This window comes from Nocardiopsis quinghaiensis, from assembly GCF_008638365.1.
GTDB lineage: Bacteria > Actinomycetota > Actinomycetes > Streptosporangiales > Streptosporangiaceae > Nocardiopsis > Nocardiopsis quinghaiensis.
The window spans coordinates 65498-78706 of the sequence record NZ_VWVU01000002.1 but is presented as its reverse complement, the minus strand read 5'-3'; the positions used below and the strand labels follow the sequence as shown (position 1 = coordinate 78706).

Annotated in this window: 12 protein-coding genes; 10 read left to right on the top strand and 2 right to left on the bottom strand. The window is 71.3% G+C overall.

Going from position 1 to position 13209, the window contains the following annotated elements:
* Positions 1-50 precede the first annotated feature (50 nt).
* On the bottom strand, positions 51-557 hold the full coding sequence (locus FYX01_RS07270; protein ID WP_150238868.1) for a ferritin-like domain-containing protein: 507 nt from the start codon (positions 555-557) through the stop codon (positions 51-53).
* A 336-nt stretch (positions 558-893) separates the two neighbouring features.
* Between FYX01_RS07270 and rimP the strand changes: the two genes are divergently transcribed.
* From rimP to truB, 7 genes are all read left to right on the top strand, one after another.
* Entirely contained in the window at positions 894-1376 is a 483-nt protein-coding gene (rimP, locus tag FYX01_RS07265) for a ribosome maturation factor RimP (RefSeq protein WP_150238866.1), read from the top strand.
* Between the two features lie 24 nt (positions 1377-1400).
* A complete protein-coding gene (gene nusA, locus FYX01_RS07260) occupies positions 1401-2414 on the top strand; it encodes a transcription termination factor NusA (protein WP_150238864.1) in 1014 nt (337 codons plus the stop codon).
* A gap of 13 nt (positions 2415-2427) precedes the next feature.
* On the top strand, positions 2428-2751 hold the full coding sequence (locus tag FYX01_RS07255; protein WP_150238862.1) for a YlxR family protein: 324 nt from the start codon (positions 2428-2430) through the stop codon (positions 2749-2751).
* A 213-nt stretch (positions 2752-2964) separates the two neighbouring features.
* Entirely contained in the window at positions 2965-5967 is a 3003-nt protein-coding gene (infB, locus tag FYX01_RS07250) for a translation initiation factor IF-2 (protein ID WP_150238860.1), read from the top strand.
* A gap of 104 nt (positions 5968-6071) precedes the next feature.
* On the top strand, positions 6072-6368 hold the full coding sequence (locus FYX01_RS07245) for a DUF503 domain-containing protein (protein WP_150238858.1): 297 nt from the start codon (positions 6072-6074) through the stop codon (positions 6366-6368).
* Positions 6369-6370: 2 nt separating this feature from the next.
* Complete coding sequence (rbfA, locus tag FYX01_RS07240) at positions 6371-6811, top strand: 30S ribosome-binding factor RbfA (RefSeq protein ID WP_150238855.1); 441 nt, start codon at positions 6371-6373, stop codon at positions 6809-6811.
* Between the two features lie 54 nt (positions 6812-6865).
* Positions 6866-7753: a tRNA pseudouridine(55) synthase TruB gene (gene truB / locus FYX01_RS07235; protein ID WP_150238853.1), complete on the top strand. Its 888-nt coding sequence runs from the start codon at positions 6866-6868 to the stop codon at positions 7751-7753.
* A 22-nt stretch (positions 7754-7775) separates the two neighbouring features.
* Here truB and FYX01_RS07230 read toward each other — a convergent pair whose 3' ends face one another.
* Complete coding sequence (locus FYX01_RS07230; protein ID WP_150238851.1) at positions 7776-8624, bottom strand: alpha/beta fold hydrolase; 849 nt, start codon at positions 8622-8624, stop codon at positions 7776-7778.
* A 381-nt stretch (positions 8625-9005) separates the two neighbouring features.
* Here FYX01_RS07230 and FYX01_RS07225 point away from each other — a divergent pair, with 381 nt between their 5' ends.
* The 3 genes from FYX01_RS07225 (at position 9006) to FYX01_RS07215 (ending at position 13116) form a co-directional block, all read left to right on the top strand.
* Positions 9006-9953 carry a bifunctional riboflavin kinase/FAD synthetase gene (locus FYX01_RS07225; protein WP_150238848.1) on the top strand — a complete coding sequence of 316 codons (948 nt, stop codon included), beginning with the start codon at positions 9006-9008 and terminating at the stop codon, positions 9951-9953.
* Between the two features lie 264 nt (positions 9954-10217).
* Positions 10218-10487, top strand: a complete 270-nt coding sequence (rpsO, locus tag FYX01_RS07220; protein ID WP_150238846.1) for a 30S ribosomal protein S15 — start codon at positions 10218-10220, stop codon at positions 10485-10487.
* A 310-nt stretch (positions 10488-10797) separates the two neighbouring features.
* Complete coding sequence (locus FYX01_RS07215; RefSeq protein WP_150238844.1) at positions 10798-13116, top strand: polyribonucleotide nucleotidyltransferase; 2319 nt, start codon at positions 10798-10800, stop codon at positions 13114-13116.
* The last annotated feature ends 93 nt before the right edge of the window (positions 13117-13209 follow it).

Here is a 13209-nt window from a genome sequence, read left to right as displayed (position 1 = left end):
CCACCTGCCTTCTGTCTCGGGGTACCCGACCGTCCGCCGCTCCCGTCGGACTAGGCCTCGGCCAACAGGTGCGCGTGCCCTGCCTCGCAGGCGCCGATCGCACTGATCAGCTGGGACAGGCCCGGGTCGGTGACGGCGCCGGCCTGGTCCAGCCGGGCGCTCGTCGCGGCCGCCTCCAGCACGCCGAGCCCGGCGGCGCCCCGGACCGCGTCCAGCGCGGGATCCTCCTCCGGGGCCGACGGGGACGCGTCCGGCCCCTCCGCCGAAGGCGTGGGCGCGGAGTCCTCGGGCAGGGCCTCCAGCAGCGCGTCCAGGTGGGACAGGTGGTGCTCCAGGAACCGCTCCAGCAGCTCCGGAGGCCCCGAGTCCCCGGCGACCGCGGCCTCGTAGCGCGTGACCATCCGTTCCTTCTCACGGATCACGGAACGCAGCACGTACTCGTCCGGGGTCATGTCCGAGGGGTACCACTCGGTCCCGCCGCATCCGGCCAGGACCCCGGTACCCACCGCGGCCGTCGCGCCCAGCACCGTGCGACGGCTGACGCAGCCGATCCCCACACGCTCTCCCTCCGTGCCAGCGGACCGCCCGTGGCGGCGGCCGGTCCCCATCTTTCCACGCCCCGCGCGGGCCCGGTCCGCCGCCTCACAGGCACTTCCCGCGCACGGGGGCCACACGGCGACGCGCCCCCGACACTGACGGCGACCTGGAAGGGGTCCGGGTGTGGATACCCTTGCAGCACAGCCGCCGTCGTACGCGACGCGCGGGCGGTCCGCGTCCCCGTCCAAGGGGAGCGGACCGGTTTCAGTCGAAGACTACGTACAGAGCTGGACCGCCCCGTACACCGGCCCGACGGCCGAGCGGGCGGGATTTCGCCGTTGGAGGGGCAAGACCACATGGGAGCGCAGTCGCGCGAGGAGCGCATCGCCGAGCTGCTGGAGCCGGTACTGGCCGAGGTCGGACTGGACCTGGAGGCCGTCGAACTGACACCGGCGGGCAAGCGGCGCGTCCTGCGCGTGGTCGTGGACTCCGACAACGGGGTCGACCTGGACACGGTCGGCAAGGTCAGCCAGGAGGTCAACACCGTCCTGGACTCCTCCGACGTCATGGGCCGGCAGCCCTACGTCCTGGAGGTCACCTCACCAGGGGTGGACCGTCCGCTGACGCAGCCGAGGCACTGGCGCCGCTCCCGCGGCCGTCGGGTGCAGGCCCCCCTCGCCGAGGGCGGGCAGGTCACCGGCCGCGTCACCGACGCCGACGACGAAGGGGTCACCCTGGACGTCGAGGGCCAGCCCCGCACCTTCACCCACGCCGAACTCGGCAAGGGCAGGATCCAGGTGGAATTCCGCCGCGAAGCCGACACCGACGCGGCGGACTAGAGGGGGAGCCCCGTGGACATTGACATGAGCGTTCTGCGCAGCCTGGAACGCGAGAAGGACATCTCGGTCGAGCTGGTGGCCAAGGCCATCGAGGACGCGCTACTGATCGCCTACCACCGCGAGGAGGGCCCCGACAAGCGGGCGCGCGTGGAGCTCAACCGCTCCAGCGGCCACGTGGTCGTGTGGGTGACCGACACCAACGAGGACGGCGAGGTCGTCGGCGAGTTCGACGGCACCCCGACCGGGTTCGGCCGCATCGCCACCTCCACCGCCAAACAGGTCATCCTCCAGCGCCTGCGCGACGCCGAGGACGAGTTGACCCTCGGCGAGTTCGCCGGGCGCGAGCACGACATCGTCTCCGGGATCATCCAGCAGGGCAGGGACCCCCGCAACGTGCTGGTGGACCTCGGCAGGATCGAGGCGGTCCTGCCCCCGCAGGAGCAGGTGCCCACCGAGACCTACACCCACGGCGAGCGCCTGCGCGCCTACGTCGTGCAGGTCCGCAAGGGCCACCGCGGCCCCTCGGTCACCCTCTCGCGCACGCACCCCAACCTGGTGCGCAAGCTCTTCGAGCTGGAGGTGCCCGAGATCGCCGACAACACCGTCGAGATCGCGGCGATCGCCCGTGAGGCCGGGCACCGCACCAAGATGGCGGTGCACTCCAACCGGGGCGGCGTCAACGCCAAGGGCGCCTGCATCGGCCCGCTGGGCAGCCGCGTCCGCAACGTCATGGCCGAACTCCACGGGGAGAAGATCGACATCGTCGACCACTCCGAGGACCCGGCCGAGTTCGTGGCCAACGCCCTGTCCCCCGCACGGGTCAACTCCGTGGAAATCCTCGACATGGCCGCCCGGGTCGCACGCGTGGTCGTGCCCGACTACCAGCAGTCCCTGGCGATCGGCAAGGAGGGCCAGAACGCCCGCCTGGCCGCACGTCTGACCGGTTGGCGCATCGACATCCGCTCCGACGCCGACCCCAGTGAGAGCATCCGTGACCAGGGTGCGACCGAGGACGACGACGCCACCGCGACCGGCTGATCGGACCGCGGGGATGTCTCGACGCGCTAGAGTGGTCCCAGACGGTCCTGACCGTCCCGTGCGTACGTGCGTGGGGTGCCGGTCGCGGGCAGTCCAGTCCGACCTCGTGCGGCTGGTGGCTGTGGGCTCAACCATCACGCCCGACACCCGGGGTCGACGTCCGGGGCGCGGCGCCTACCTGCACCACGACCGGCGGTGCTTCGAGTTCGCCGAGCGACGCAGGGTGTGGTCCCGCGCATACCGGAGGGGAGCGGGGGACGCCGGATGGGACACCTCGTCCGTGGCGGCCCTGTTCGACGCCGCCCCGTGTGGCGGATCGAGTCAGCGCTCCCGATAGGGTTGGAATGTCTGGGTCGATCTTCGGGTTGTACTGACCGAGGTCGGCGTACCAGTGCTGTGTCGGCACCTAAGAACCGGCCCATTGTTGTGTAGCGATGAGGAAGCAGGTCGAGATTGCGATGAGCGCCTGATGAGTACGCAGCGATGAGTAACTCAAGCTAACGACGGTCCGGCACGAGCCCATGTCCCGGACCGAAGCTGAAGGAGAGTAGTGGCGAAGGTCCGGGTGTACGAACTCGCCAAAGAGTTCGGTGTGGAGAGCAAGGCCGTTCTGGCCAAGCTCAACGAGATGGGCGAATTCGTTCGTTCGGCGTCCTCGACGATAGAGGCCCCCGTCGTACGACGCCTACAAGAAGCTTTCAACAACGGTTCCGACGGTGGACAGAAGGGCCCGGCAGCCAAGCCCGGCCCGCGTGCCGCCGCGGACAACGGCGCCGCCCCGAAGCCGGGTCCGGCGCCCAAGCCGGGTCCCAAGCCGGGTCCCGCGCCCAAGCCGGCCGCGCAGGGCGAGTCCGCCCCGCGTCCGGGCGCGCCCAGGCCCGGTCCCAAGGGGCCCAAGGGCGAGGCGGGTTCCCGCCCCGGTGGTGCGCCCAAGCCCGGTGCTCCGGCGGGCCGTCCCGAAGCCGTCCGTCCCGAGGACGGTCGTTCCGAGGGCGACCGTTCCGAGGGTGACCGCCCTGAAGGCGGTCGCTCCGAGGGTGGCCGTCCCGAGCGCCCGCAGCGCGGCGACCGTCCCCAGCGTGGTGACCGCGCCGAGCGCGGCGGAGCCCGTCCGGGCCCGCGTCCGACCGGTCCGCGTCCGGGTAACAACCCGTTCGCGTCCAACGCCTCCGGCATGGGCTCCAAGCCCGCTCCGCGTCCGGGTGGCGGCGCTCCGCGTCCGGGTCCGCGTCCCGGCCCGCAGGGCGGCGGCGACCAGCGTGCCCCCCGTCCCGGTGGCGGCGCTCCGCGTCCGGGTCCGCGTCCCGGCCCCCAGGGCGGCGGCGACCAGCGCGCCCCGCGTCCCGGTGGCGCCGGCGCTCCCCGTCCGGGTGGTGCCGCCGGCGGCGGCCCGCGTCCGGGCCCCCGTCCCGGTGGCCCGCGTCCCAGCCCGATGAACATGCCCTCGTCCCGTCCGACCCCGCCCGCCGGCGCCGGTCGCGGCGGTGGCGGCGGTCGTCCCGCCGGCGGTGGCCGCGGTCGCGGGGGAGCCCCCGCGGGTGCCGGTCCGCGTCCCGGTGGCGGCGGTGGCCGTCCGGGTGGCTTCGGCGGTCGTCCCGGTGGCGGCGGTCGCGGTCGCGGCGGCGGTACGGCCGGTGCGTTCGGCCGTCCCGGCGGTCGTCCCGGGCGCGCCCGCAAGTCCAAGAAGCAGCGGCGCCAGGAGTTCCACGACCTCCAGGCCCCGTCCTTCGGCGGCGTCAAGATCCCGAGCGGCAACAACCAGACCATCCGCCTGTCCCGCGGCGCCTCGCTGTCGGACTTCGGCGACAAGATCGACGTCAACCCGGCGTCGCTGGTCCAGGTCATGATGCACCTGGGCGAGATGGTCACCGCGACCCAGTCCCTTCCGGACGAGACCCTCCAGCTGCTCGGTGACGAGCTGAAGTACCGGGTCGAGGTCGTCAGCCCGGAGGACGAGGACCGCGAGCTGCTGGAGTCGTTCTCCATCGAGTTCGGTGAGAACGAGGGCACCGACGAGGACCTGCGTCCGCGTCCGCCCGTGGTCACCGTCATGGGTCACGTCGACCACGGTAAGACCCGGCTGCTGGACACCATCCGCAAGACCAACGTCGTCAGCGGCGAGGCCGGCGGTATCACCCAGCACATCGGTGCCTACCAGGTCGCCACCGAGGTGGACGGTGAAGAGCGCAAGATCACCTTCATCGACACCCCCGGTCACGAGGCGTTCACCGCCATGCGTGCCCGCGGTGCGAAGGTCACCGACGTCGCGGTGCTGGTCGTGGCCGCCGACGACGGTGTCAAGCCGCAGACGGCGGAGGCCATCGACCACGCCAAGGCGGCCGAGGTCCCGATCGTGGTCGCGGTCAACAAGATCGACGTCGAGGGCGCCGACCCGCAGCGGGTGCGCGCCCAGATGACCGAGTACGGCCTGGTGGCCGAGGAGTTCGGCGGCGACGTCCAGTTCGTGGACATCTCCGCGCTCAAGGGCGACAACATCGACGCCCTGCTCGAGTCGGTCGTGCTGACCTCCGACGCGGCCCTGGACCTCCAGGCCAACCCGGAGATGTCGGCGCAGGGTCTGGCGATCGAGGCCTACCTGGACCGCGGTCGCGGTTCCATGGCCACGGTGCTGGTCCAGCGCGGCACGCTCAACGTCGGCGACTCGATCGTCTGCGGCGACGCCTTCGGCCGCGTTCGCGCCATGCTCGACGAGCACGGCCAGAACGTGCAGAGCGCCGAGCCGTCCCGTCCGGTGCAGGTGCTGGGTCTGACCAACGTTCCCAGCGCCGGTGACAACTTCCTGGTCGTCAAGGACGACCGGGTGGCGCGGCAGATCGCCCAGCAGCGTGAGGCGCGCGAGCGCTTCGCCCAGCAGGCGCGTTCGACCCGCCGGGTCACCCTCGACAACTGGCAGAACGCCATCAAGGAGGGTGAGCGCTCCGAGCTGCTCCTCCTCATCAAGGGCGACATGTCCGGTTCCGTCGAGGCGCTGGAGGAGTCCCTGCTCAAGATCGACGCGGGTGGCGACGAGGTCAGTATCCGGATCATCGGGCGCGGTGTCGGTGCGATCACGCAGAACGACATCAACCTGGCGGCGTCCGCGGACGCGATCATCGTCGGCTTCAACGTTCGGCCCGAGGGCAAGAACAGCCAGCTGGCCGACCGCATGGGCGTCGACATCCGGTACTACTCGGTCATCTACCAGGCCATCGACGAGGTCGAAGCCGCCGTCAAGGGTCTCCTCAAGCCCATCTACGAGGAGGTCCAGCTCGGCAGCGCCGAGATCCGCGAGGTCTTCAAGGTGCCGAAGATCGGCAACATCGCCGGTTCGATCATCCGCAGCGGCCTCATCCGCCGCAACGCCAAGGCGCGGCTCATCCGTGAGGGCGTCGTCGTCTCCTCGAACCTCAACGTGGACTCGCTGCGTCGGTTCAAGGACGACGCGACCGAGGTCCGCGAGGGCTTCGAGTGCGGTATCGGCGTCGGCTACAACGACTTGCGTGTCGGTGACGTCATCGAGACCTACGAGATGCAGGAGAAGCCCCGCGACTGACACCCGCGGAGCTTGATCCGACGGGGCCCCGGCCGTGTGGCCGGGGCCCCGCGTTTGAGACCGAGTACGGTTTTCCCGCAACCTCACACACCACGGGTGATCACTTGTACGTTGGGGCGCTGACCCTGGACGTCCTTCTCGGTGACGTCCACTCGCTCAAACAGAAGCGTTCGCTGGTGCGGCCGGTCACCGCCGAGCTGCGCCGCAAGTTCTCTGTATCGGTCTCCGAGGTGGGGGACCAGGACCTGTACCGCCGGGCCAGGATCGGCGTCGCGGTGGTCGCTCCGACGGCGGCGCACGTCCGGGACCTGATGGACACCTGCGAGCGCTTCGTCGCGGCCCGTCCCGAACTGGAGCTGCTCTCCGCCAGGCAGCGGCTCTTCAACGAAGAGGAAGACTGACGATGGTTGACGCCGCACGCGCGCGGAAGATCGCCGACCGTATCCAGCGCATCGTCGCCGAGATGCTGGACCGGCGGATCAAGGACCCGCGCCTGGGATTCGTCACCGTGACCGACGCGCGTATCACCGCCGACCTGCGGGACGCCAAGGTGTACTACACGGTGTTCGGCACCCCGGAGGAGAAGGCCGCCTCCGCCGCCGCACTGGAGAGCGCCAAGGGCGTGATCCGCACCGAGGTGGGTCGCCAGACCGGTATCCGCCACACGCCGAGCCTGACCTTCGTCCTCGACGAGGTGCAGGAGAACGCCCAGCACATCGAAGAGCTGCTGCTCAAGGCGCGCGAGTCCGACGAGGAGCTGGCCAAGCGCGCCAGCGGCGCCAAGCCCGCAGGCGAGGCCGATCCCTACCGGGTTCCGCGCGAGTACGAGGACGAGGACGAGTAACACCCCGGCGGCGGCGCGGACAGCGCCGCCGCCCCACCCTTTTCGAGGAGTTCCATGGCCGAGAGCGGCGTCGTGGTCGTCGACAAGCCCGCCGACTGGACCTCGCACGACGTGGTCGCCAAGACGCGCGGGCTGGCACGCACCCGCAGGGTGGGCCACGCCGGCACCCTGGATCCGATGGCCACCGGTGTCCTGGTGCTGGGAATCGAGAAGGGCACCAAGCTCCTCGGTCACCTGACCCTGACCGAGAAGGTCTACGAGACCACCGTCCGGCTGGGCCTGACCACCAACACCGACGACGCCGAGGGCGAGCCCGGTGTCCGGGTGGACGCCTCCGGTGTCTCCGCCGATGCCGTGCGGGCGGCGGCCGAGAAGCTCACCGGTCGGATCCAGCAGGTCCCGCCCCAGGTCAGCGCGATCAAGGTGGACGGCAAGCGCGCCTACAAGTCGGCGCGCGAGGGCAAGGAGGTCGTCCTCAGGGCCCGTACGGTCACCGTCTCGGAGTTCGCCGTCACGGACGTGCGCCGCGTTTCCGACGCCGACGGTGACTTCGTGGACGTGGACGCCGCCGTCACCTGCTCCAGCGGCACCTACATCCGCTCGCTGGCCCGCGACATGGGTACCGGCCTGGGCGTGGGCGGTCACCTGACCGCGCTGCGGCGTACCCGCGTGGGCCCCTACGACCTGTCCCGGGCACGCACGCTGGACCAGCTGGCCCAGGAGTTCGCGCAGGTCCCGCTGGCCGAGGCCGTCGCCGCCGCCTTCCCCCCGCGCGCGCTCACCGAGCAGGAGACGCGCCGCATCCAGCACGGTAACCGGATCGAGCCCGACGGGTCGGGGAGCGGGCCGGTCGGCCTGTTCGCCCCGGACGGCCGTGTGATCGCTCTGGGGGAGAACCGCCGGGACCACATGAAGCCCGTGGTGGTCTTCGAGCCCGCCTGACCTCACGCGGCCCCCGCCCCGGTCAGGGGGCGGCCAGGAACTCCGCGAGGGCGGCGGTCAGCTCGGCGGGGCGCTCCACGGACGGCAGGTGGCCGGTGTCGGCCAGCTCCAGCAGCCGTGCTCGGGGCACGTTCCCGGCGTACAGGTCCGCGAGTTCCCGCACCTGCGCGATCTCGGAGGCCCCCTTGACCACCAGTGTCGGCACGGCGATCTCGCCGAGGCGCTCCTTGGCGGGCCGCTCGGGCCAGCGGGTGGCGCCGACGGGGCCGGACCACCGGCGCGCGAACAGCTCACGCAGCATCAGCAGTGTCAGGTCCCACGCCTCGATCGGCATGTCCTCGGGTACGCGCCCGGGGCCCAGCACCATGAACCGGGCCTGGGCCTCGGCCATCGCCGCCACGTCGCCGGGGTCCGGGTCGGCGTGGCCCGCCCGGTACACCTCCAGCTGCTCGTGGGGGACGGCGCCCAGCACCATCTTCCGTGCCTCCCGGGTGAACGCCTCCGGCCACTCGTGCCCCGACATGCCCGGGCACACCAGGGCCAGTGCCTCCACCCGCTCTGGGGCGGCCAGCGCGGCGTCCGCGCAGTAGGCGGCCCCGAGGGAGGCGCCGACCAGGACCGCCCGGTCGATGTCCAGCGCGTCCATGAGGGCCAGCAGGTCCTCGTGGTGGGCGACGGGCCCCTCGTGGTCGGCCGAGCCGCCATGGCCGCGCCAGTCGTAGCGGACCACGCGGTGGGTCCTCGCGAGCGCGGTGAACTGGTGGTCCCACATACGACGGTCGGCCACTCCGGCGTGCACGAACACGATCGCGGGACCGGAGCCGGCCTCGTCGTAGGCCAGACGGGTCGTACCCGTGTCGATCATCGCCATCCGGGAACGGTAGCCGCCGTCCGCACGTGTGCCAACCCGAATCCGCGCAGGGCGGAGCGCAGACGTGTGGCGGTCACCCCCACCCGCGACGGCAGGTCCGGCGCCGTGGCGCTCTCCGTGGACGGCCGCGGGCCCGTGCCCGCACGTCACGGCGCTCGTCACGGCGCCGGACGTCCGGGGTCGCTCCGAGGTCCACCACCACTCGGGAAGAGCTGGTTCCGGGAGTTCTGGCAGTGGCGCTCGGCGTGTGCCGGGCCACACACCCCCTTGTGGCGATGGGGATCCGCGGACGTGGCACCCTTGGTTCGGGCGGAACCCGGCCGCGCTGGGCACGGCGGGGTTCGCGCGGATCACGAGGAGCAACGAGCAGGGGAGCCTGACGTGCGGCGATGGGACGGGCTGGAGGGCGTGCCCTCCGGATGGGGGCGCTCCGTGGTGGCGGTCGGCGTGTTCGACGGAGTGCACCGGGGCCACCAGGCCATCCTGGAGACCGCGGCCGGGCACGGCCGTGAACTCGGGCTCCCGGTGGTCGTGGTGACCTTCGACCCCCATCCCGAGACGGTGCTGCGCGGCACCACCCCACCGGTGCTCACCCCGCTGGAGCGGCGCCTGGCGCTGCTCGGCGAACACGGTGCCGAAGCCGTGTGCGTCCTGTCCTTCGGCAAGGACCTGTCCTCCCTGTCCCCCGAGGAGTTCGTCCAGCGAGTCCTGGTCGACCGCCTGCACGCCTCGGCCGTGGTCGTGGGAGAGGACTTCCGCTTCGGGCACCGCGCGGCCGGCGACGTCGCCACGCTGACCGGGCTGGGCGCCGAGTACGGCTTCACCGCCGACGGGGTCGCGCTGGTCGCGGACGGCGACACCATCACCTCCACCCGTGTGCGCGGACTGCTCGCCGAGGGCTCCGTGACCAAGGCCGCCGAGCTGCTCGGCCGCCCGCACCGGGTCGAGGGCGAGGTCGTGCACGGGGCCGCGCGCGGACGCGAACTGCTGGGCTTTCCCACCGCCAACATGGACCTGCTCCCCGACACCGCCGTCCCCGGCGACGGCGTCTACGCGGGCTGGTTGAACCGCGCGGTCCCGGCCACCGGGGAGGAGGCGTGCTGGCCCGCGGCCATCTCCGTGGGCACCAACCCCACGTTCGACGGCGCCGAGCGCACCGTGGAGGCCTACGCCCTGGACCGGGACGACCTGGACCTGTACGGACTGCGCATGTCGGTGGACTTCACCGTGCGCATCCGCGGCCAGGAGCGCTTCGAGAGCATCGACGAACTGATCGTGGCCATGCGCCGCGACGTGGACCGGTGCCGCGAGGTCCTGAGCGCCGGGTAGACGGGCGGGAGGGAGGGCCCGCCCCGCTCGCGTCGCGGGCCCGCCACCTCCCCGTTTACGGTAGGGTGGTCGATGTCCACGTGTGCCCTGCGGCCGGTCGCCTCACCGCGACACGCCGCCGGGGGAGCGCGGTGCACCCACGCCATCGGCGGCGGGCCGCGCAGCCACACGCGACGGCGACTGTTCGTACGCGCGGTCGTCGCGTCTGATCCCGGTCGCGCACCGGGTTCGTCCTGCGTACCGACTTTCTAGAGAAGGAGCGTTGTGTCGATCGACACCGCCACCAAAGAGAAGATCATCGCGGAGTACGGCACCACGGAAGGTGACACCGGCTCCCCCGAGGTCCAGGTCGCTCTGCTCACGCACCGCATCATCGAGCTGACCGAGCACCTCAAGGGTCACAAGCACGACCACCACAGCCGCCGTGGCCTGCTGCTGATGGTCGGTCGCCGCCGCCGTCTGCTCAAGTACGTCGCCAAGCAGGACATCACCCGTTACCGCTCGCTGATCGAGCGCCTGGGTCTGCGCCGCTAGGCCGACCGGCGGGAGTGGCTTCGGCCGCTCCCGCTTTGTTAGTAAGGTGTAACACGACGGGGGCCACGGGCCGCCGTCCGCACCGAACTCCACAGAGAACCACCCGCGCCTCTCCCTCGGCCGCAGAGTCGAGGCCGGTCCTCGGTAGTGGCCTCCGGACATCCCCGCCAGGGTATGCCGTGGGCTTCGATCGATGACCGGCCGTCATCAACTCCGGGGCACGGACGCGGGAAGACGTAATGACGGTCGCGCACAGGGCACCCCGTGTCCAGCGCGACGAACGCGAATCACGTGTAGTAGGAGGTCGCCCATGGAGGGCGTGTACTCGGCCGAAGCCGTCATCGACAACGGCTCTTTCGGCACCCGCAACATCCGCTTCGAGACCGGTCGCCTGGCTCGCCAGGCCGCCGGTGCGGCCACGGTGTACCTGGACGACGAGACCGTCGTGCTGTCCGCCACCACCGCCTCGAAGCGTCCCAAGGAGAACCTCGACTTCTTCCCCCTGACGGTGGACGTCGAGGAGCGCATGTACGCCGCGGGCCGTATCCCCGGCTCCTTCTTCCGGCGTGAGGGGCGTCCCTCCGAGGACGCCGTCCTCACCTGCCGTCTGATCGACCGGCCGCTGCGCCCGTCGTTCAAGAAGGGCCTGCGCAACGAGATCCAGGTCGTCGAGACGATCCTGGCCCTGCACCCCGAGCACCTGTACGACGTCGTCGCCATCAACGCGGCCTCGTTGTCCACGCAGATCTCCGGGATCCCCTTCTCCGGTCCGATCGGCGGCGTGCGCGTCGCCCTCATCGACGGCCAGTGGGTGGGTTTCCCGACCCACACCGAGCTGGGGAAGGCCACCTTCGACATGGTGGTCGCCGGTCGCGTCCTGGAGGACGGCGACGTCGCCATCATGATGGTGGAGGCCGAGTCCACGCCCCACACCCTCAAGCTGGTCTCCGAGGGCGCCGTCGGCCCCAACGAGCAGACCATCTCCGAGGGCCTGGAGGCCGCCAAGCCCTTCATCAAGGTCCTGTGCAAGGCCCAGCAGGCCGTCGCAGACCAGGCCAGCCGTGAGCAGGCCGAGTTCCCGATCTTCCTCGACTACGAGGACGACGTGTACGCCGCCGTGGAGGGCGCCGTCCGCGAGGAGCTGTCCAAGGCGCTCACCATCGCCGACAAGCAGGAGCGCGAGGCCGAGCTGGACCGCGTCAAGGCCACGGCGGGCGAGAGGCTCGCCGAGGACTTCGAGGGTCGCGAGAAGGAGGTCGGCGCCGCCTTCCGCTCCCTGAGCAAGCAGCTCATGCGTGAGCGCGTGCTGCGCGAGCAGATCCGTATCGACGGCCGTGGCCCCAAGGACATCCGCCAGCTCAGCGCCGAGGTCGGCGTGCTGCCGCGGGTGCACGGCTCGGCCCTCTTCGAGCGCGGTGAGACCCAGATCCTGGGCGTCACCACACTCAACATGCTGCGCATGGAGCAGATGGTTGACACGCTCAACCCGGACAAGACCAAGCGCTACATGCACAACTACAACTTCCCGCCCTACTCCACCGGTGAGACCGGCCGGGTGGGTTCGCCCAAGCGGCGCGAGATCGGGCACGGCGCCCTCGCCGAGCGCGCCCTGCTCCCGGTCCTGCCCGCCCGTGACGAGTTCCCCTACGCCATCCGGCAGGTCTCCGAGGCGCTGGGCTCCAACGGTTCCACCTCGATGGGCTCGGTCTGCGCCTCCACCATGTCCCTGATGGCGGCCGGCGTGCCCCTGAAGGAGATGGTGTCGGGTATCGCCATGGGCCTGATCAGCGAGGGCGACAAGTTCGTCACGCTGACCGACATCCTCGGCGCCGAGGACGCGTTCGGCGACATGGACTTCAAGGTCGCCGGCACCCGCGACCTCATCACGGCCCTGCAGCTGGACACCAAGCTCGACGGCATCCCCGCCGAGCAGCTGGCGCTCGCGCTCCAGCAGGCCCGTGGCGCCCGCCTGGCCATCCTCGACGTCATGCGCGAGGCCATCGAGCGTCCGTCCGAGATGAGCCCGTACGCTCCGCGCATCCTGACCGTCAAGGTTCCGACCGAGAAGATCGGCGAGGTCATCGGCCCCAAGGGCAAGATGATCAACTCGATCCAGGACGACACCGGCGCCGAGATCTCGATCGAGGACGACGGCACCATCTACATCGGTGCCACCGACGGCCCCTCGGCCGAGGCCGCGCGGGACACGATCAACCAGATCGCGAACCCGACGATGCCCGAGGTCGGCGACCGCTACCTGGGTACCGTCGTCAAGACGACCGCGTTCGGTGCGTTCGTGTCGCTGCTGCCCGGCAAGGACGGCCTGCTGCACATCTCGCAGATCCGCAAGCTGCACGGCGGCAAGCGGATCGAGAACCTCGACGACGTGATCGGCATCGGCGAGAAGATCCAGGTCGAGATCCGCGAGATCGACGACCGCGGCAAGCTGTCGCTGGTCCCGGTCGAGGTCGTGGAGGCCGAGTCCGCTCCCGCCCCGGCCGAGTCCGCCCCGGAGGAGGACGCCGGGTCCTCGGACGAGGACGGCGACGGCGGGGAGAAGGCCGAGCGGAACGGGGACGCCCCGCGTCGCCGCCGCCGCCGCAGCTCGGCGCGCTCCGAGAACACCTGAGCCTGACCGACGCCTGAAGGGGGCGGTCGCACCGTGGGGTGCGGCCGCCCCCACCGCGTATCCTCGGCTGGGCCCGCCGGGCGGGCCCGGCCA

Coding starts and splice junctions, on each gene's coding strand:
- rimP (WP_150238866.1), top strand. CDS start 894: ATGGGAGCGCAGTCGCGCGAGGAGCGCATCGCCGAGCTGCTGGAGCCG.
- nusA (WP_150238864.1), top strand. CDS start 1,401: ATGAGCGTTCTGCGCAGCCTGGAACGCGAGAAGGACATCTCGGTCGAG.
- FYX01_RS07255 (WP_150238862.1), top strand. CDS start 2,428: ATGTCTCGACGCGCTAGAGTGGTCCCAGACGGTCCTGACCGTCCCGTG.
- rbfA (WP_150238855.1), top strand. CDS start 6,371: ATGGTTGACGCCGCACGCGCGCGGAAGATCGCCGACCGTATCCAGCGC.
- truB (WP_150238853.1), top strand. CDS start 6,866: ATGGCCGAGAGCGGCGTCGTGGTCGTCGACAAGCCCGCCGACTGGACC.
- FYX01_RS07230 (WP_150238851.1), bottom strand. CDS start 8,624: ATGGCGATGATCGACACGGGTACGACCCGTCTGGCCTACGACGAGGCC.
- FYX01_RS07215 (WP_150238844.1), top strand. CDS start 10,798: ATGGAGGGCGTGTACTCGGCCGAAGCCGTCATCGACAACGGCTCTTTC.